13 protein-coding genes are annotated in these 19375 nt (G+C 45.6%); 5 read left to right on the forward strand and 8 right to left on the reverse strand.

From position 1 onward, the window contains the following. Positions 1-17 precede the first annotated feature (17 nt). A complete protein-coding gene (locus DR864_RS24150) occupies positions 18-944 on the reverse strand; it encodes a sugar phosphate isomerase/epimerase family protein (protein ID WP_114069371.1) in 927 nt (308 codons plus the stop codon). Positions 945-1106: 162 nt separating this feature from the next. On the opposite strand from DR864_RS24150, the gene DR864_RS24155 reads away from it, so the two are divergent. Then, positions 1107-2327 carry a DUF418 domain-containing protein gene (locus tag DR864_RS24155; RefSeq protein ID WP_114069372.1) on the forward strand — a complete coding sequence of 407 codons (1221 nt, stop codon included), beginning with the start codon at positions 1107-1109 and terminating at the stop codon, positions 2325-2327. A gap of 113 nt (positions 2328-2440) precedes the next feature. Here DR864_RS24155 and DR864_RS24160 read toward each other — a convergent pair whose 3' ends face one another. Continuing rightward, entirely contained in the window at positions 2441-5983 is a 3543-nt protein-coding gene (locus DR864_RS24160) for an ABC transporter permease/M1 family aminopeptidase (protein ID WP_310587538.1), read from the reverse strand. A 163-nt stretch (positions 5984-6146) separates the two neighbouring features. After that, the gene (locus DR864_RS24165) at positions 6147-7028 is read right to left on the reverse strand and encodes an ABC transporter ATP-binding protein (RefSeq protein WP_114070459.1); all 882 of its coding nucleotides are present in this window, start codon (positions 7026-7028) and stop codon (positions 6147-6149) included. A 154-nt stretch (positions 7029-7182) separates the two neighbouring features. Here DR864_RS24165 and DR864_RS24170 point away from each other — a divergent pair, with 154 nt between their 5' ends. After that, complete coding sequence (locus DR864_RS24170) at positions 7183-7710, forward strand: GNAT family N-acetyltransferase (RefSeq protein WP_310587539.1); 528 nt, start codon at positions 7183-7185, stop codon at positions 7708-7710. Between the two features lie 64 nt (positions 7711-7774). Here the strand turns inward: DR864_RS24170 and DR864_RS24175 are convergent, their stop codons facing one another. Next, the gene (locus DR864_RS24175; protein ID WP_114069374.1) at positions 7775-10756 is read right to left on the reverse strand and encodes a S9 family peptidase; all 2982 of its coding nucleotides are present in this window, start codon (positions 10754-10756) and stop codon (positions 7775-7777) included. A 227-nt stretch (positions 10757-10983) separates the two neighbouring features. Between DR864_RS24175 and smpB the strand changes: the two genes are divergently transcribed. Further along, the gene (gene smpB / locus DR864_RS24180) at positions 10984-11421 is read left to right on the forward strand and encodes an SsrA-binding protein SmpB (protein ID WP_114069375.1); all 438 of its coding nucleotides are present in this window, start codon (positions 10984-10986) and stop codon (positions 11419-11421) included. 298 nt (positions 11422-11719) lie between these two features. Here smpB and DR864_RS24185 read toward each other — a convergent pair whose 3' ends face one another. Both DR864_RS24185 and DR864_RS29930 read right to left on the reverse strand, forming a co-directional pair. Continuing rightward, positions 11720-12484 carry a bacteriorhodopsin-like gene (locus DR864_RS24185; protein ID WP_114069376.1) on the reverse strand — a complete coding sequence of 255 codons (765 nt, stop codon included), beginning with the start codon at positions 12482-12484 and terminating at the stop codon, positions 11720-11722. Positions 12485-12866: 382 nt separating this feature from the next. Beyond that, positions 12867-13058: a hypothetical protein gene (locus DR864_RS29930; protein WP_162794101.1), complete on the reverse strand. Its 192-nt coding sequence runs from the start codon at positions 13056-13058 to the stop codon at positions 12867-12869. A gap of 283 nt (positions 13059-13341) precedes the next feature. Here DR864_RS29930 and metG point away from each other — a divergent pair, with 283 nt between their 5' ends. After that, positions 13342-15405, forward strand: a complete 2064-nt coding sequence (metG, locus tag DR864_RS24190) for a methionine--tRNA ligase (protein ID WP_114069377.1) — start codon at positions 13342-13344, stop codon at positions 15403-15405. Between the two features lie 75 nt (positions 15406-15480). Here metG and DR864_RS24195 read toward each other — a convergent pair whose 3' ends face one another. Together DR864_RS24195 and DR864_RS24200 are read right to left on the reverse strand one after the other, a co-directional pair. Then, positions 15481-16341 carry a Brp/Blh family beta-carotene 15,15'-dioxygenase gene (locus tag DR864_RS24195; protein ID WP_114069378.1) on the reverse strand — a complete coding sequence of 287 codons (861 nt, stop codon included), beginning with the start codon at positions 16339-16341 and terminating at the stop codon, positions 15481-15483. Beyond that, positions 16338-17570: a lycopene cyclase family protein gene (locus tag DR864_RS24200; RefSeq protein ID WP_114069379.1), complete on the reverse strand. Its 1233-nt coding sequence runs from the start codon at positions 17568-17570 to the stop codon at positions 16338-16340. Before DR864_RS24200 ends, DR864_RS24195 begins: the two co-directional genes overlap by 4 nt. 317 nt (positions 17571-17887) lie before the next feature. On the opposite strand from DR864_RS24200, the gene DR864_RS24205 reads away from it, so the two are divergent. Next, positions 17888-19291, forward strand: a complete 1404-nt coding sequence (locus DR864_RS24205) for a Gfo/Idh/MocA family protein (RefSeq protein ID WP_114070461.1) — start codon at positions 17888-17890, stop codon at positions 19289-19291. The last annotated feature ends 84 nt before the right edge of the window (positions 19292-19375 follow it).

Raw genomic sequence — 19375 nt, forward strand, 5'->3', positions numbered from 1 at the left:
GCCGTGCTTGATTTCTGCTATCCTAAAAACTGCCTCAAATAGTTCCTGCTGGTCAGAATAGCCTCTTTTACGTCATCAATGCTACCTTCGTAGGCTTTGTCTTCTACTTCAATACACACGGGGCCTCGGTAGCGCACGTCCGTTAATGCTGCGAAGAATTTACGCCAGTTTACATCACCCAAGCCCGGGAGCTTTGGGCTGTGGTACTCAAGCGGATTGGCCATAATGCCCACGCGGTCGAGCTTTTCTTTGTAGAGCTTGGCGTCTTTGAGGTGGATATGGTGCAGGCGGTTTTTGTAATCATAAATGGGTCTTGCTTCGTCCATCATCTGCCAAATCATGTGCGATGGATCGTAATTTAAACCCAAAATAGGGCTTGGGATGATTTCAAACATGCGGTCCCACACAGCGGGCGTGGTAGCTAAGTTTTTGCCGCCGGGCCATTCGTCGTCTGTAAAAAACATGGGGCAGTTTTCGATGCCGATTTTGACGTTGTGGGCTTCGGCCACCTGAATAATTTCGGGCCATACTTTACCAAATGTTTTCAGGTTTTCGGTAATGCTTTTGGACGGGTCACGGCCGATAAACGTATTGACGTTATGTAAACCCAACTTCGCGGCGGCTTTGATTAATTGCTTAATATGTTCGCGGTAAAAAACGGCTTTTTCAGTATCTGGGTCCAAAGGGTTGGGGTAGTAGCCTAATGCTGAAATAGTTACTTGTTTTTCTTTGGCAAAATGAATGAGATTGTGGGCGTAGATGGTATCGGTGAGTACGCGGTCAGCATCAATGTGTGTGACACCCGCATAGCGCCGGGCGTCGGCGTTGTTGGTAGGCCAGCACATCATTTCAACGCAAGAGAATCCGTGATTTGCGGCAAAATCAATAACGTGTTCATAGCCAAAATCGGCCAAAATGGCGCTTACAAATCCAAGTTTTAACATGTTTAGGAATGTTTGGTGAATTTGCCTGCAACTTACTAAAAAGCCGTTGATGCAACGGAATTGTTCTTCAAAAAAGGCATTGTAATTATTCCACAAGTTCGTAGGGGAGAAGTGCGTTTGAGATGTCTTTTGCCTACTATACAAGCCATTAACATACATTTTATGAAAACAACAGCCATTGCTCCCAAGGAGCGCATTCTACTCATTGACGGCCTGCGGGGTTTTGCCCTTTTAGGAATTCTCATTGCCCATATTACGTATTGGTTCAACGCAGGGCCGACCCCCGACGGTATTTTTCAGAAATATACCAACGATATCGGTTTTCAAATTGCTGGGGCCTTCGAAGGGATTTTTATTTCGGGAAAATTTTACACCTTTTTCTCCTTTCTGTTCGGCTTAAGTTTCGCGCTTCAAATGGAGAGCAAAAGCTTTACCATCGGGCGGTTTGTGTGGCGTTTGTTTATTTTGGGATTGATTGGTTTGGCGCACAGCCTGCATTGGCGAGGCGACATCCTGAGCATTTATTTTGTCGTAGGTTTGGTCATGATTTTGTTTCGCAATGCTTCCGACAAAGTGTTGATTATCGCATCGTTATTGCTGATTCTTAACCTACCGATTCGCATCCGTGATGGGTACCGGTTTTTCTATCCAACCCCGCCGCCGACGGCCCAGCAACAAAAACAAAATGAACAAAAAACCAAGTCGTATTGGGATACCGTAAAAAAGGGAAATTACCGTGAACTCATCGCGGCCAATGTGCCAGCGATGGTTGATAAATTTGACTTTCAGTTTGACAGCGGCCGCATTTACATTACGCTCGGTTATTTTCTGTTGGGTTTGTTGGCAGGGCGACGCAAATGGTTTGCCAAATGGGAAGAGCACCGATTGTTTTTTAAAAAATGGCTTAAAATCAGCGGTTTTGCTACGTTGGGTATCATTGCGGTGGCGGTTCCGTTGGGAATAGCCTTTGGCAATGGCGAACCAAAACCGTGGTTTAACCTGCTGATGAGCGCGTTATATGATGTCCATTGTATGTTGCTGACTTTTTTCTACATCGTGGGCATGACGCTTTTGTTACAGAAGAAAAGTTGGAAGGGGGCGTTGCAAAACTTTTCGGTTATCGGCAAAATGGCTCTTACTTCTTATCTAAGTCAGACCCTGATTGGTATAATTCTTTTTTACGGGGTAGGTTTCAATCTGATGGGCGAGGTAAACCCTTGGATTTGCTTGCTGCTTACATTTCCTGTCTACGGAATACAGATTTTATTCAGCCGTTGGTGGCTTTCAAACTACACTTACGGGCCAGTCGAGTGGCTGTGGCGTTCGCTTACGTACTTGCGTTGGCAGCCTTTAAAACGTGGCGATTTGGTCGCTGAGTTTTAAACCAAACGTGCCGTCGGGTTCTCAAACCCGACGGCACGTTTGCAAGAATTTAAAGATAGGCATTTATAAACGAGTGAAATTTTATGGAGCTTCCCATACGGCAAGCCTCCTCTCTACAACCCCTCCACCTTCGTCACATTATCATCCGAAATGCGGTCAATGAGCTTGTTGTACGGGTCAATCCCTGCTTTTTTGGGTTCGCCTTTGACGGTAAATTCGAGGGTGTGTTCACCGGGAGTAAGCCAGTGCTTTTTGAGATACAGCGGCACTTTTTTCTTCATACCTTTGGCATTTTTACCTTCTTCGGCAAAGATACCAATGTCAATATAATCACGCCCTTTGCTCGTACTGATTTCCTTGCCTTGCTTGTCGTAGTAGAGTTTTTTGGCCTGTACGGTGAGTTTTACCTTGTACTCGTTGCCTTTTCCTTTGGTGGCTTCGGCTTTGGTGATTCGGTTTTCGTACAAGGCTATTTTCTCAAAACTATCTTCGGCAAAATACTGCAACGAATCCGGCACAACTTTTCGCAAAGCCGCAAACCATTTACCCGAGGTGGGATACGGCGGTTTTTCCAGAAACGCGTTTTCATTGGCAAAATCACTGAGGGCTTTGTTCATGTTTTTTTCGCCAATCAAATCCTGCAAAGCGTAGAGTACCAACGAGCCTTTGTCGTACCACACGTAAGAACGGCTGTCGTTTTCGAGCAGCGTTTCTTCAAATTTACTTTCATTGGAACGCCCGCGCAGGTACGCATCCAAGCAGTACTTGAGGCGGTTTTGCATGGCATCTTCGCCGTATTCCTGCTTCAATACCATGAGCGAAGAGTATTCGGCCATAGATTCCGAAATCTGATTGGCGCCTCGGGTATAACTCGGACAAATTTGATGTCCCCACCATTGGTGCGCTACTTCGTGGGCGGTCACGTAATAGGCGTAGTCGGTGTCGTTGGGATCAGAGAAATCGGCTACCCAACCAAAACTTTCGGTGTAAGGCACGGTATTAGGAAACGATTGTGCAAAACCTGCGTAGCGCGGAAACTCAATAATCCGCATTTCGCTGTACTGATATGGGCGATAATTGACGTGATTGTACGCCAAGGCATCTTTTACGCCTTTGATGAAATGGCCTAAATTCTTCTCGTGGCCGGGGTGGTGATAAATCGCAATCTTGATTTCCTTGCCGTCGGGGGCTTTCCAAACGTCTTTCTTGACCACGTAGCGAGCCGAACAAACGTTAAAAAACAAGTCCATCAGCCCTTCTTGTTTGTAGTAAAAATACCGCCGTCCTTTATCGGTCCACTCTTTTTGGAGGTAGCCGGGCATGATGGCAATCTGGTCGGGTTCGGTACTGACCGTGCCTTCAAACGTAACTAAGTCAGCATCGTCGTTGAAGAGCAACGTACTCAAGCCAAAAGCATCGGATTGGGTAGGTAACGTATATTTTTTTTCGGGCAATCCGTACTTTTTGCGGTACTTGTCCGAATCAATCTTGTCGCCTCCATAGCCCATTGAAGGAAAGATTTGAAGGTCAAAAAATGTCCCATTCTCAACAATTTCACGGCTCAAACCGCTGTTCTCAAATCCTCGGTTTTCGGCGCGTACAACTACCTCCATTTTTACAGTATCACCCGGTTGAAGCGTCTGCGGAAGACGATAAATCTGATACTCCAAATCTTTGTCATCCAAAATGATTTTTGGAGCTACCCCGTTGATAGTGAGCTTTTTTATATCAGTATGTGCAATGGGGCTACCCATGTTCAAGTGGAGCGAATCAATGGGCACTTGGGTTTTGTTGACCAGAGTGAAAATTCCTTGGGCATCACACGCCCGCTCACTCGGGAAAAGGTCAATATTCACCTTCACGTCTATCACTTTGGGCTGGGGCGTACGTTCGTACTTTTTGTATTTCTTTTCGTAATTCGCGCCTTGCACTCGCCCTTCTTCAATTCCGACATATTTGTTCAGGATACTGACGTTGTAATAAATGTAAGCACTCGCCCCCAGCCAAAGCACCGTAAAAAGCGTGAGCCATGCGTATGATTTGCCACTGAGACGCTGCTTCATCAATTGCCAACGGGCTTTGAAAGCATCTTCTGACCCTCGGTTCCAAAACAAATTACCTACTACCAGAAGCAAAGCCCCCAACGCCAACCAGTTGAAATGAAACCAGAAAAGGGGCTTGGCAAAATGCCCAAACCCATTCATGTCGGAAATGCGGTAGTTGGGGAAATAGCTGAAAAAGAACAGGTTGTAGTTGATTTCGGCAAAACTTTGAATGCTTCCCAACAAAAACCAAAGCCCAATGGTAAGAATGTGTCCGAGAAATTTTTGATTGACCAAAATGTGCATAAAAAAGGCCAACATCGCCAATTCGATGTATTCGGGAAACTCAATCAAATACAAGTCAGTAAAGTATTTATCAAACTCAAAGTTGAAATACCCTTTGATAATCTGATTAGCAACTCCGCTCACAATCACCAAATTAGCCATCACAAATCCTACCAGCACAATGGCCAAAAACTTAGAACCATACACCATCCAGTTGGGCACAGGCAACGAATCCGAGATGAGGTTATACTTCACCGACTTGTCTCGATGAACGACTTCTCCCGTGTAAAAAATCAAGATAATATACACGAACAAACCATAGTTGAAGTCTTTGACCTCAATCATGTAGTAGGTCAAGGGCAATGAGGGCGTGCCGAAGGTGGGAAAACCAAACCAACCATCTGTAAATAGAAAAAACAACGCCCCTACCATGATGGCAAGAAAGTACGGGTCACGAATAATCTGTCCAAATTCCAACCACGCTTGGCTGAACATTTGACGAAGAAAGATGCTGCTTGAATAGATTTTGTCGGCTATGGGCAAATCTGCCAGCGACAAACGGGTGGTTGGGCGCTCTTCGTCTTTTTGTTTCTTACCAAGTTTTACCGACAGAAACCGCTGAAAACTAAACCGATACAATACGCCCAAAAACACCACCAATCCCAAGCCCGTCCATATCAGGCGGTTGTAGAGGAGATTTCCTACGAGTGGGGCGGTGAGGGTATTTTGTTCAAAAGGAGTCCAGTATTTAGTAGCGTTGTTGAAAGTGGTTAGTCCGAAGGGGTCAATCAAATCCACGAGATTTTGGTTTTCCAAATCACGGGTCAAAACGGTAGAAAGTAGATAAGCGATCAGCAACAAAATACCTCCTGAGTAGATGATAAACACCTTACGCGTAAGTGCTACCAAGCTAAAAAACAAACAACCCGTAAACAGCATATTGGGCACAACAAAAAGCAAATAGGGCTGCAAATGATGCCACAAATTGACGGGAGCAAAGCGGCTTGCGTTTTCGGCCAGTCCGAGCAGGGGCCCTAAAATTCCTCCTAGCATGATGCCTAATACCATGCCGAAGCAAACAAACAAAAGCGTAATAAATGACCCCAAAAAACGCCCCAGTAAGTAGCCTTTTTCGGTAATGGGAAAGCTAAAAAAGTAATCTTTAGTGCCAAATTCTACATCGCGATAGACAGGGACGCCCATGATGGCGGAGCTTATTAAACTGGCAAAAATGGAGATGATTATCAGCATCTGTGAGATGGCGTAGGGCGAATTGAGGTTGGCTTTTTCGGAAGCGGGACCGCTGCCGTAAATAATGTTCAGGAACATGAACAAAAACAGTAGGCCAAAATACAGATAAGTGGCAGGCCGCTTGAAGCGGTATTTTAACTCGAAAAGGAATATCTCTTTGAACATAATTTCTAGAAGTGAGGGATGAGGAGTTTAAATCAGTGATAAACAAATAGTAAGCAGTGAAAATCGCCTGACAATACTACACCGCTAATCCCACCCGTTTGGTTATTTCAGAGAAATAAACGTCTTCCAAATCGGCAGTGGTGAGTTCAAAATTGCTGAGTGGCTCCTCTGAAATGACCCTGATTTGGGTTTTACCCATTTTCAACGACGTAGAAATAACCTCATAATTGGCTTGATAATGCTCTAATTCCGCTTTATCAATCATTTTTTTCCACACCTTACCGCTGATTTCTTTCACCAAGTCGTTTGGATTGCCTTGAGCGACGACTTCTCCGAGGCAAATAATGGCCATGTCGGAACACAAATTAGTTACGTCTTCTACAATGTGGGTCGAGAGAATTACAATCGTATTTTCGCCGATTTCGGAAAGTAGATTATGAAAACGATTTCGTTCGGCAGGGTCGAGACCCGCGGTTGGTTCGTCCACAATGATGAGTTTGGGATTGCCCAACAATGCCTGCGCGATGCCAAAACGTTGTTTCATTCCCCCCGAAAATGTCCCTAAATTCTTCTTCCTGACTTGAAATAGATTTACTTTTTGCAACAGCCCTTCTACAATTTCTTTGCGTTGTTTGGCATTTTGGATGCCCTTCAAACTCGCAATGTGGTCGAGCATGGTTTCGGCCGTTACTCGTGGATACACCCCGAATTCCTGAGGCAGATAGCCCAACACTTTGCGGACTTCTTCTTTCTGACGAAGCACGTCTAAATCGCCCAACATAACGCTACCGCTGTCGGCTTCTTGGAGCGTAGCGATGGTTCGCATGAGCGATGATTTTCCAGCGCCATTGGGCCCCAGCAGCCCAAACATGCCTTGATTGATGGTCAACGATACGCCTTTGAGAGCATGCACTCCATTTGAATACGTTTTGGAGAGATCTTGGATAGTTAGTTTCATAAAATATCTGTAAGGGTTGTTTTTACGAAAATAGTAAAAAGACATATACTGTTGGGATAATTTTGGGATTAAAGGCAACATAAGCAGATGAATGTCAAGTGGTAGTGCGTGAGTCAGATGTTTTTGTATTTTTGTTAAAAACAAAGTCATAACAATGATGCCTTATCATCTACGCCGTTGGCAACCAGGCGACGAACTGTCATTGGTCAAATACGCCAACAATTACCAAATTTGGCGCAACGTACGTGATTCCTTTCCGCATCCTTATACCCTCGACGACGCTCACCATTGGATTGAACTTTGTGAAATGGAAAAACGCCCTACCGTCTTTGCCATCGACGTGGAGGGAGAAGCCGTAGGGGGGGTGGGAATTATCCTGCAAAAAGACGTTTTTCGTAAAAATGCCGAGATTGGCTATTGGCTCGCTGAACCTTTTTGGGGTCGGGGAATTATGGCAGAAGCGGTGAAAGAAATGACCGAATATACCTTTAGACACTACGAGGTACATCGGCTGTACGCAGGTGTTTTTGAATACAACCGCGCTTCTATGCGCGTGCTAGAAAAGGCTGGTTATCAGTTTGAAACGGTATTGCGGCAGTCTGTCTGCAAAGAAGATAAAATATGGGATGAACATGTTTATGTGAAATTCAGGGAAGAAACAAAAAACCCTGACAAGGTGTGAATCTTATCAGGGCTATTGTGAAGCACACTTATGTATAACCGATAACGGTTAACGCCGCCCGTGCTTAATCCTCAAAAATGCGGTTTTCCAAGTGTTTTTCTAAATCCAGCCGCGGAATACCCTTTGACCACCATTCGGGGGCGGGTTTGCCTTTCAGTTGCGCGTCAAAAAACTCCATCATTCTTACCGAATAATCTTTGCGGTTGGGCTGCTTGGCCAAGCCGTGGTTTTCGCCTTTGTACTGCATCATCACAACGGGCTTTTTCAGGCGGCGCAAGGCCGTATAAAATTCCACACCCTGCGTAAAGTCTACGGCACCGTCGGCGTCATTGTGCAACAACAGCAGGGGTGTTTGTACTTTAGTGACGTGATAAATCGGTGAATTGCGGTGGTAGGCATCCCAGTTTTCCCAAGGAGCCACCAAGCGTCCCTGCGAACCCTCAAAAATAGCCCCGTTGCTCGTACCCGTATTTTTATAGATGAGGTTATACATCGAAATCATGTCGGTTAGTGGTGCACCGGCGGCGGCGGCTTTAAACATATTGGTTTGGGTAATCAAGAAACTGGTCTGGTAGCCGCCCCACGAGTGCCCGTGAATGCCCATGCGGGCTTCGTCAATTACGCCCGTTTTGAGTGCCGCTTTTACGCCTGGCAATACGCACCACACGGCCGACATACCGGGGTCGTTGAGTTTGTACACAATGTCGGGAATAAATACGGCGTAGCCGTTGGAGGTATAGATGGCTGGGTTCCAGCCTGTTCCTGAGTAGCTTGGGTTAGAGAAGTTGTGTAGTGATTGCGAAAGTTTTTCGTAGTAATAAATGATGGTTGGGTATTTTTTGCCCTGCTCATAGCCAGCTGGCAAAAACAGTGCTCCCTGCAACGAATCGCCTTTATCACTTACATAATCAACCAAACGAGCCCCTGCCGACCAAGCGTATTTGTCAAACGATGGCGCATTTTTGGTGAGTTGTTTTTCAGAAGTTAACTCCACACTGTTGCTCACAAAATACTGACGAGGCTTGGTGAAGGTTTCTTTAGCAAACACAAATACATCGGCTTTTTTTGCTTTGGAGAGGCTTCCGATGGCGGCATCTTCCCAAATCAAAGGTTTGACAACCAGCGTTTTCCCATTTTCAATGCGCGCCAGACCGCTTTTTTTGGTCCATTCGCCGTAGATGCGTACATAAATCGGTTTTTTCAAATCAATCCCTTTTTCTTCGGGGTCAAGTTGGTAGCGTTGCTCGTAGCGAATTTTATCGCGTTTGCCATTTTGGGTTAAGTTGAAGGGTGTCAATACTTTCCCTTTGGCGTCCTTCAAGTCGGTGGGCACTTGCCAAATGTCCCAACCATCGCTCAATAGTACCGCTTTGCTGTCGCTGCTCCAGCCGATGATGCCGTACGGTGGCGTTTTCTGGTTGTGGTCGTCTTCTACGTCAACAAAAGATGTCTTGATGTCTTGGGTAAGATTGCGCGATGTTTTGTTGATCATATCGTACAAGAAATAATGTGTGCCTTCCCAGTAGAGAAATTTGGTTCCGTCGGGTGAGGGCTGCGGGCTGGCCCAGAAACTAGGCAAATAATGCTTTTCGCGGATTTTGTCGCGTTTGCCCGTTTTGAGGTCTACCAAATACACATCGACATAATTTTGCCCGTCAAGGCTGCCTTCAAGTTCGTAGTTAGCATTGTCGGTTCCTAAGCCAAAGAGCTGTTTGGGCGCTGCTGATACGTTTTTGACGGTGCTGTCGGCTAGCTGGATAAACTTCTTGGTGGCCACGTCGTACATCGACAGGAAATTTTGGTTTTTATCCTGCGTTTCCTGCACTTGCTGCCGCGATTGGAGGCGTTTGTCCTGCCAATGCCAAACGGTCACTTCGGGTTTTTCGGCGTCGTCGGGTTTTGCAGCAACGGCAGTTTTGGTTGAATCCGTTTTAAGTTTTGCCAACGCTTTTTGTAAGTCGTCAAGGGTTTTAAGGGTAGTATCGGCCTTGATTTTGGCTAATTTTTCGACGTCAGAAAGTTTTTTGGTCGTGTCCTTTTTGGCTTCGGTGGTTTTTTTATCGTCTTTCTTTGCCAGTTCAAGTTTATGAATTCCGAAGAACAAGCGCGTCAAATCTTCTGACCAATAAGGCGAACGGTTGGGGCTAACGGTCATTCCTTTCGGGAAATTGGTGCTGTCGGTCTTAGGTTCATACGCGGTCAACTCGGGCATGGTGCCAAAGTTTTTGATGCCCAATACGCTAACGCGTTCATTTTTGTATTTTTCGTCTTTAGTGCTTTTGAGCAAGGCCAGCGCGTCTCCTTTTTCGGTCCAGTTGAGCGACTGGTAACGGGCTTTATCATTGTCCATCGTGAGCGTTACGCCTGTGGTCATGTTGCGCAGCTGCACACCATTTCCCGCTTTCTCGTTGGCATCAATGGTTAGAGCTAGCCAGTTTCCAGATTTGTCAAACGCCATTTCGGCCACGTTTCCTACGTTTTGGGTTTTGCTCGTGGCAAGGTCAAACAATAATAAATCGGAGCCTTTGGCAGCATCGCCGCTTGGTGGTCCGGTAGGTGCACCTCCGCCCGCTGCGGTAAGCAACAGCGCTAAGTGCGTCGCTTTTTCGCCGTTAAAGGCAAAGGATTTTACGCGGTCAAATTCGGTTTTTTTGTTGGATGCCAATTCTACCAAAAATACTTTGTCAGGAATGGGCTTACCACCAGGCTTGGCGGCGGCTTTCTTGTCTTTGTCTTTTGCAAAAACCTTGAAAGCAATCCACTTGCTGTTGTCCGAAAAACTCATCTGTGCAAACGACGGCGCACCGATGGGGTACACGTATTTGGTGGAATCGGTTGTTTTTTGGATGATGAGTTCGGCGTCGCTTTCATACGTACTCAGCACGTATGCATACCACTGACCGTCGGGGGATAGTTGGGTGCCGCCAAAACTGGGTATTGCTTTCCACGTCAGCACGTCTTTCCACGTCATTGCCGGCTTGGGTTTAGGTTGGGCAATGGCGAATGTGCTGAGGAAGAAACCAAGTAGCACAAAGAGTTTTTTCATAAAAATTTGGAGTTTAGAAGGGATGAATTAAGAATTTTGAACAAATGTAAGCAAGAGCAGCGTTACTTGGTAAAGCAATTATTTCGCAACTTTTGTGGATGAAGATAAAAGAAAGGAAATTGTTATCTTCGCACCCTTAAAAAATTAAAATAGAAGCGAGAGGAGAGGATAGAGAAGCGAGAATTACGGACTTCTTTCCTGCTTTCTTCTGGCTCTTTATCGTAGAAATGAGCAGAACCATCAATATAAACAACCGCCGTGCTTCGTTTGAGTACTTCTTTTTGGAGACGTATACGGCTGGAGTGGTGCTGACTGGCACCGAAATTAAATCTATCCGAGAAGGAAAAGTTAACCTGACCGATGCCTACTGTATTTTTCAGGATGGCGAATTGCTCGTGCATCATTTGCACATTTCGCCTTACGAAAAAGGCACTTACGCCAACCATAATCCCACGCGCGACCGCAAGCTGTTATTGAAAAAACGGGAGCTGAAAAAATTGCAGTTGAAGCTAAAAGACCAAGGATTGACGGTGGTGCCGACACGTATCTTTATCAATGAAAAAGGCTTAGCCAAAGTAGATGTTGCCCTCGCCAAAGGTAAAAAACTCTACGACAAACGCGAAACCATCAAAGAGCGCGACCTCAAACGCGGTAATGACGAGTAGGGGCAGGCCTTGCGTCTGCCCGCCTTGCGTCTGCCCGAAAGTCGAGAGAGAGATGTTTGATGGACTTGAAATTCTTAATTTCGAGGTTTTGATGAAATTATCCGTACGTAAATAAGAAATAACGACAGGCTCAAAGTTAAACAATTCTCCTTTCCCGTACTATTTTACCGTTGTGGCGGGAGCAAACCTTCAAGTAAAACCCACACAGGTCATGCAGGTAAAAACAAAAAAAGTACAGCCCTACAAAAAGGCTGCACTTTTTTACCTTAAACCCTAACTCTAACTTCAAAAACTACAACTAAGCAACAGCTCCCTTCACTTTGGCAGATTCGGTAGCATTTTTAGCGATGCTGTATACAACCAAACCAAAGCCGATTTTATTGACGGCGTCGGCAATGTTGTACGCTAGATCGACGGGTGAACTCTTGGTTAAATCTACGCCCTCAACGAGACCGCTTAAAAGATTACCAGGAAGCAACATGTAACCGATTGGATAGATAGCCCAGCCTACGAAGGTGAACCAACGCAGTACATTATAACCATCTTTTACCGCTTGACTATCGGAAGCGGCGGCTACTTTTGAAGCCTCACCCATGTAGATTTCATAGATGATGGCGGCCCATCCAAGGGTGGAAATGACACCCCAAAGCACATTTGATTCGGGACTGACGGCCTCACCAATGTAGCCCGCAACCAGCATGACAATCGACCCTAATAAAAGTCGGACAAGCATACCGCTTTTGGCACCGGCAGGGCGCAAAATCAGGTAATACTCAATACACATCAACGGTACCGTCAAAGTCCAGTCGATGTATCTAAATTGCGTAGGAGAGGTATGGGTTTCGAGCCATACGCCCCTCATGTAAAAATAATGTACGGCGGCAATGAATGTGATCAAAGCGGATACCAGCAGGGAGGTTTTCCACTTGTCGGCCACAGTGCCGCGTTCAACGATAAAGAAAATGGATGCGGCCAACATTGACATGTAGCCCGTAAAAAAAGTAAAACCGATGTAATCACCTGCGGCGAGTGCACCGTCTAAGAGAATGTTTAACATTTGCATTTTAATAAAAAGGTTTAGAGATGATACTGTTTGAGAATGATTGTTTCTCGTAGTGTTAAAGAAAATGTTAAATTATTTTGTTTATTATTTTTTAAAATAAATTAAACAAAAAATTGAAATTTATTGACGTATATTCTCCGTACGGGCCTCCTTGAATCATGGCAAAGAAATAATTTATCGGTGGTGAAAAATTTACGCCAGCACTTATGTTCTGTTAAATCCTTCTACATGCCAATGCTGCGATTGAAGAAAATAAGCTTATATATTTTCTTCAATCGTTACAGTGTTTCATTTATTCTTGTGGTTTCGAGATGTAAGGTTTTTTTTTGGTAAAATAGGTGTCTAATGCCTGATTTGTATTGCTTTGTCTTGTTTGTGGTACTTATGAGTGGTCGGTGTCGGTCGAGTGTTGGATGACCGAACGAATGACAAAAAAGCTTGCAAGTGCTAAAACAATGTACAAGACATAGGGGGCTTGAATCAGGCGTTCAATCTGATAGTCGGTGTTGTGGAATACCACAAATGCTACCATTAAAACGTATAGGTATGGCGATACTAATTTTAAAAATTTCATATTTTTTCTTTTTTTTATAATGTACAATACAAACGGAGTGTTTTTGATATTTGTTTAATAAATAAGTAAAATTATTAAACAAAAAAATGGGTTATTAACGACTGGTAATGACGAATGGGGCTTCCGATTTTGAACGTATACAGTCAGGGTATATAAGATAACTGTTTTGTCAGGGAAGGGTGTCGTGAGTTTTATACCAAGGATTCGGTGGTTTGCCGCAAAAACGCGAACCATCAAACTAATTTTACTAATTTTGCCCCCTCAAATTTGACATTTTAACATTATGAGTAAAAGATACACCGTCACCGCCGCCCTCATATATGCCAATGGACCCATTCACATCGGGCACTTAGCAGGATGTTATGTACCAGCCGATATTTATGTGCGCTATTTGAGGGCCAAAGGCGCTGACGTGACCTTCGTGAGTGGCACCGACGAGCACGGCGTGCCCATTACAATCCGCGCCAAAAAAGAAGGCCTGACGCCCCAAGCGGTCGTTGATAAATATTATACCCAAATTAAGCAGTCATTTGCGGATTTTGGGATTTCGTTTGATGTGTATTCGCGTACGAGTTTGCCCGTTCACCACGAAACATCGCAGGAGTTTTTCAAGACCATTTACGACAAAGACGGCTTCATTGAAGAAACCAGCGAGCAATACTACGACGAAGTGGCGCAGCAGTTTCTGGCCGACCGCTACATCGTGGGTACCTGCCCCGTGTGTGCCAATCCCAATGCGTACGGCGACCAGTGTGAGCGTTGTGGTACGGCGTTGAGTCCATTGGAGTTAAAAAATCCGCATTCAACCCTGTCAGGTTCAAAACCAGTATTGCGGGCTACTAAAAACTGGTTTTTACCGCTAGATAAAATGCAGCCTGACATTGAAAAATACGTCAGCAGCCATACCGAGTGGAAAACCAACGTGGCTGGTCAATGCCAGTCTTGGCTGAAAGAAGGGCTACGCCCACGCGCTATGACCCGCGACTTGGATTGGGGCATCAAAGTGCCGCTACCAGATACCGACGGCAAAGTGCTGTATGTATGGTTTGAAGCGCCAATCGGGTACATTTCGGCCACCAAAGATTGGCTGATTCAGAAAAACGGCACCGACGCAGGTTGGGAAACTTGGTGGCGGAGGTCGTCACCAGAAGACCAAGATACCAAATTGATCCACTTTATCGGCAAAGACAACATCGTATTTCACTGCATCATCTTTCCGGCCACTTTGATGGCGATGGGTGACGACTATATTTTGCCCGACAATGTGCCCGCCAATGAATTTATGAACTTGGAAGGTGATAAAATTTCGACCTCCCGCAACTGGGCCGTGTGGTTGCATGAGTTTTTGGAAGAAATGCCCGACAAGCAGGATGTGTTACGGTACGTACTGACGGCCAATGCCCCCGAAACCAAAGACAGTGAGTTTACTTGGAAAGATTTCCAGACCCGCAACAACAGCGAATTGGTAGCTATTTACGGAAATTTCGTGAATCGTGCAGTGGTGTTGACGCACAAGTATTGTGATAGAAAAGTGCCCGCACGCGGTGAGTTGACCGATTTTGATAAAGAAACCTTGGCAACGCTAGCGGCTTTCCCCGCCCGAATCGCAGAGGCCATCGAAACCTACCGCTTCCGCGAAGGGTTGTCGTTTTTGATGGATCTAGCGCGTTTGGGAAATAAATACTTGGCCGAAACGCAGCCTTGGCAAGTCATCAAAACCGATGCCGAGCGGGTGAATACCATCATGAACATTGCGCTGCAAATTGCGGCCAACTTGGCCATTGTGAGTGAGCCGTTTTTGCCTTTTACGGGCAAAAAACTTCGTCAGCAATTGGGGAATGGTCAGTGGACATGGGAAGAAGCTGGAAGCGCAGATTTGTTGCCAGAAGGACAAGTGATTAGCGATGCATTTTTGCTATTTGAAAAAATTGAAGATGCCGTCATTGAAAAACAAATCCAAAAATTACACGACGCAAAAAAAATGAATGAGTTAGAAACTAAATCGGTACCTGAGTTGAAACCAACGGTACAATTTGATGATTTTGCCAAATTAGACCTTCGCATCGGTACCATTTTGGAAGCTGAGCGGGTGCCGAAAAGCGATAAATTATTGAAGTTTTTGGTTGACGACGGCTTTGAAAAACGGACCATTTTAAGCGGGATTGCCAAGCATTTCACGCCCGAAGAAATGGTAGGCCGCCAAGTGACCTTCATTGCCAACCTCGCCCCGCGCAAAATCATGGGGCAAGAATCTAACGGTATGATTCTAATGGCCGAAGACCGCGACGGAAGCCTCTCGCTGATTCAACCGCACAAAGAAGTGTGGGCGGGTGCATCGATTTCATAACGTCGGCTAAAAGTATCGTTCCAAAATCTTTTCAGGAAAAGGGCAAACGGTTTTTTTGGACCGATTTGCCCTTTTTTAGTGAAATACCCCGTAAAGCCGGTGCATGACCAGAATATGAGGCAAGGTGATGAGCGATAAAAGAATGAAGGCTTCGCCAACCGCAAAACCCCGAAAATACACATACATTCCAAAGCCAGTCAAAGCCAAAAGACCAAAGGGAAGCAACGCGAAAGCAAATTGTCTGAATGTGCCTTTTTTCGTTGCTTTATAATAAATCAATTGATGTTGGAGCGATTGCATTGAATGCCAAAGACAAAATACCACAATAAAGCCAAACAGTAAAGGCGTGAGCCAATACCACGCTGTCACCACAGCCCATTGCAGGGCGTATCGTGGCCAATTTTCGCGTTCGTAACGAAGCAAAACGCTGAAGTAAAGGAGAGAAAAAGCGGCAGCAATACCCCAACGTGCTGTTTGGGTAATGGAGAAATTGACGCTTTTACCGCCAATCATCGTCCCAAAAATACCAAGCGCTTCTTCCCAATGCAATAATACAGGAAAGGCCAGCAGCCATATACCCCAAAGTAAAGAGGGTAAATACCACACCGAAGGGTTTTCAAAGTTTGATTGTCCGAAATGATGAAGAGAAATCGCAAAGAAAATGACAAGGGCGGCCGCAGGTGCTACCCACCAAACCGCCAAATAAGCGCCCATCGAGCCTAAATAAATACCTATGAAAGCCAATAAACCTCTTAAAGTGGTACTTTGACGGTACAAATGGTCGTTGGCTCCGTGGGGAATCCCGACGCTACACAGTAGCACCCCGCCGAGGACCGCCTGCTCGGCAGTGTTCCAATCCAACCACGCAAACAAACCGATAAGCAGGCCCTGCAATAGGCATTGGAAGATGAACAAAGGGGAGTGTACGTATTTCATAAGTTGAAATAATAAGAGGTTAAACTGCGGAGAAATAACCTGATAGGCAGGCGAATAAAAATCAGTATTTCTTCCCAAAGGTTGGTTTCTTCATCCAAAAATCGCAGAATACGGGGTACGGGCTGGGTTTCAAAAAGACGTTGAAACACGGCTTTGCCACGGTTAGGGTAGCGGGATAAAATTTGTAAAAGCAAGTGGTCGTAAAATCGAAATCGCCGCGCCCGCCGCATCGTGGGTAGTGGTTTCTGCTGTTTGAGGGCCTCAGCAAGAGCTTTACCGTAGGCTTGCATCCGTCTAAATCCGTAACCCGTGGTAGGCTTGATGGCCCCGCCCAAAGTGCCGAGGTAAATGAGCCGCGTTTGGGCGTTGAGGTACTTTCGTTGCATATCAAATTGAGGCGTCATTGGAATTGCCCCTTCTTCCTCCTCCAAAATTTGATAGGATATGTTTTTTTTGCCCATGTAATCACTCAAAGCTGCGTCGGCTTCATCTCTTGTGAGCCGGTACTCGCCAAATCGGGTTATTTCGACCAGAGCCTCGGTACTTGAAAAAGGCAATTCGTACATGAATTGGGTACAGCCGTTTTGGGCTATATCAAATCGCATGAGGGTGGCGCAGGTCTCATCAAATACCGGTTCAACGGTTCGGACACGCCAGCCGACAAAGGTTTGCCACAGAAGGAGGTTTTTTTTGTCGCGTTTTTGTTTGCCTAAAAATATAGTGAGTGCATTGGAAGAACCAAGTTCGCCGTTTGTCTGAACAGGCATTGCCGACATAAATACCCGACTGCTACACCAGGCCTCATCGGTGGTTTTTATCATCACTTTTGCTCCAGTGTCGTCAATTTCTACAACGGTCATTGTGCGCCAGATAATGTTGGCGCAACCCGCAAGTTGTTGCCTAATAGATGCGTAAAAATCGGCACTGCGTACGTGATGATAGGAGTAAGGGGATAAATCGTTGCGTTGGGAGAGGTCGTGGGGATTGAAAATGGAAGACCACGATTTGCTAATCATTTGGTCGGGGGCCAATGGAGAAGTTGACCAATAACACCATGTACGGTCGTTTTGCTTTGTTGAATCACTTTCTACAATGCACAAATGCTTGGTTTTTAGCAATCCCTGCTCAAAAAGTGATAGAGCTAGCCAAAGACCTGACGCTCCCGCACCCACGATTGTATAATCAAAAAAAGGCAAAGTGTGGGTTGAAGTGGGGGAGGAGCGCGTCATTGTCTAATCTCTGTAGGTGTTGGTTTTGAGCCAACAATGGATTTTGGGTAGGGTTATTTTGGGAAAGCCTTTACTTAAAAATTACCAACATTTTGTTATTTAAGATTGTTTTACCGATTGTCGAAGCACGAGATTACTCAAGTACTCTCTTCAATCCGATTATCTCCTATTTCGTTTTTTAAATTAATTTATTAATTTGCTTCCCTGTTGTTTTTCAATGGCTCAAAGGTTGGTGCATAATCCATGACTCGTCAACATCACCAATCCAAAATTCATGATTGACACTATTTAATTAACCTTCAAATCCCTCCCATTTCATGAAAAATTTCTTGGAACGCCGTTCGTTTTTGAAAGCATCGGCGGCGATAGGTTCCGCTTTAGGATTACCTTTTATCTCAAAAGCCAATAACAATTCTGTTGAGGCACAAATAGAACGAGCCAACTTTGCGCCCAAGCCCGTGGGTAAGTCTGTCATTGGTCTCAAAATGCCACCCATTGCCCAAGTCCGTGTGGCCTTTATTGGGGTGGGAAATCGCGGTTCGGGGCACGTGAAGCTCGTTCACGCCTGCGGAACTAAGGCCAAAATCGTGGCGGTTTGTGATATTCAGGAGCGCTACACCAATCGTACAAAACAGTGGTTAGAAAAACAAGGCGTAAATGACGTCGCCTACTACCACACCAAAGTGGATGCTTGGAAAGAAATGTGCCGCCGCGATGATATTGACTTGGTCATCATCGCTACGCCTTGGGAAGACCACGTGCCTATGTGCGTTTATGCCATGCAACAGGGCAAACACGCCGCCACTGAAGTGCCCGCAGCGTATACCTTGGAAGATTGCTGGAAACTGGTCAACACCGCCGAGCAAACCCAGCGTAACTGTATGATGCTAGAAAACGTCTGCTACGGCGACGAAGAATTATGGCTGCTCAACATGGCCAATGAAGGTCTTTTTGGCACGCTTACCTACGCAGAGTGCGGTTACATTCATGACCTGCGCGAGATGCTTTTCTCCAAGACAGATTACTACAATATGTGGCGTATTCGTCACAACTACGCCCGCGACGGAAACCTGTATCCGATGCACGGTTTGGGGCCCGTAGCTCAATACATGAACATCGACCGTGGCGACCGCTTCAATCACTTGGTTTCGATGAGCAGTTTGGAAGCAAGCCTAAGCGAAGACTCGACTGTGATGACAGACCCTACGAATGAGTTTCACGGACGCAAAGGATTTAAGAAAGGTGATATGAACAACACCTTGATTAAGACACATTTAGGTCGCTCGATTTTAGTACAGCACGATATTGTTACGGCGCGGCCTTACAGTCGTATCAACATGTTGGCAGGAACCAAAGCGTTTCACATGGGCTATCCAAGTCATTTCTCGAAAAAAGGACAAGGCCACGGATTCTTGAAAGAAGAAGAATATAAAGCGCTCAGAGAGCAATACAAACACCCGATTTGGGCCAAAATGAAGGATGAAATCGAGAAAAACGGCGGACACGGCGGGATGGACTTTGTGTTGATTTACCGTTTGATTGATTGCTTCAATCGGGGTACGTCGCTGGATATGGATGTGTACGATGCCGCTTCGTGGTCGTCGGTTACGCCACTTTCGGCGCTTTCGATTCAGGGGGGCAATGCGCCAGTTAAATTCCCTGATTTTACCAGAGGGCGTTGGAAAGAAGCGCGTAAGCTGGGAATGTTGGTGAATGTGTAGTAAGGCGTAAAAAGATAAAGCCCCGCTATCGAGAGCGGGGCTTTATACTGACTATTCCTAAACCCTTAACCTTTTCTACATGAA

It is taken from the genome of Runella rosea, assembly GCF_003325355.1.
Lineage (GTDB): Bacteria > Bacteroidota > Bacteroidia > Cytophagales > Spirosomataceae > Runella > Runella rosea.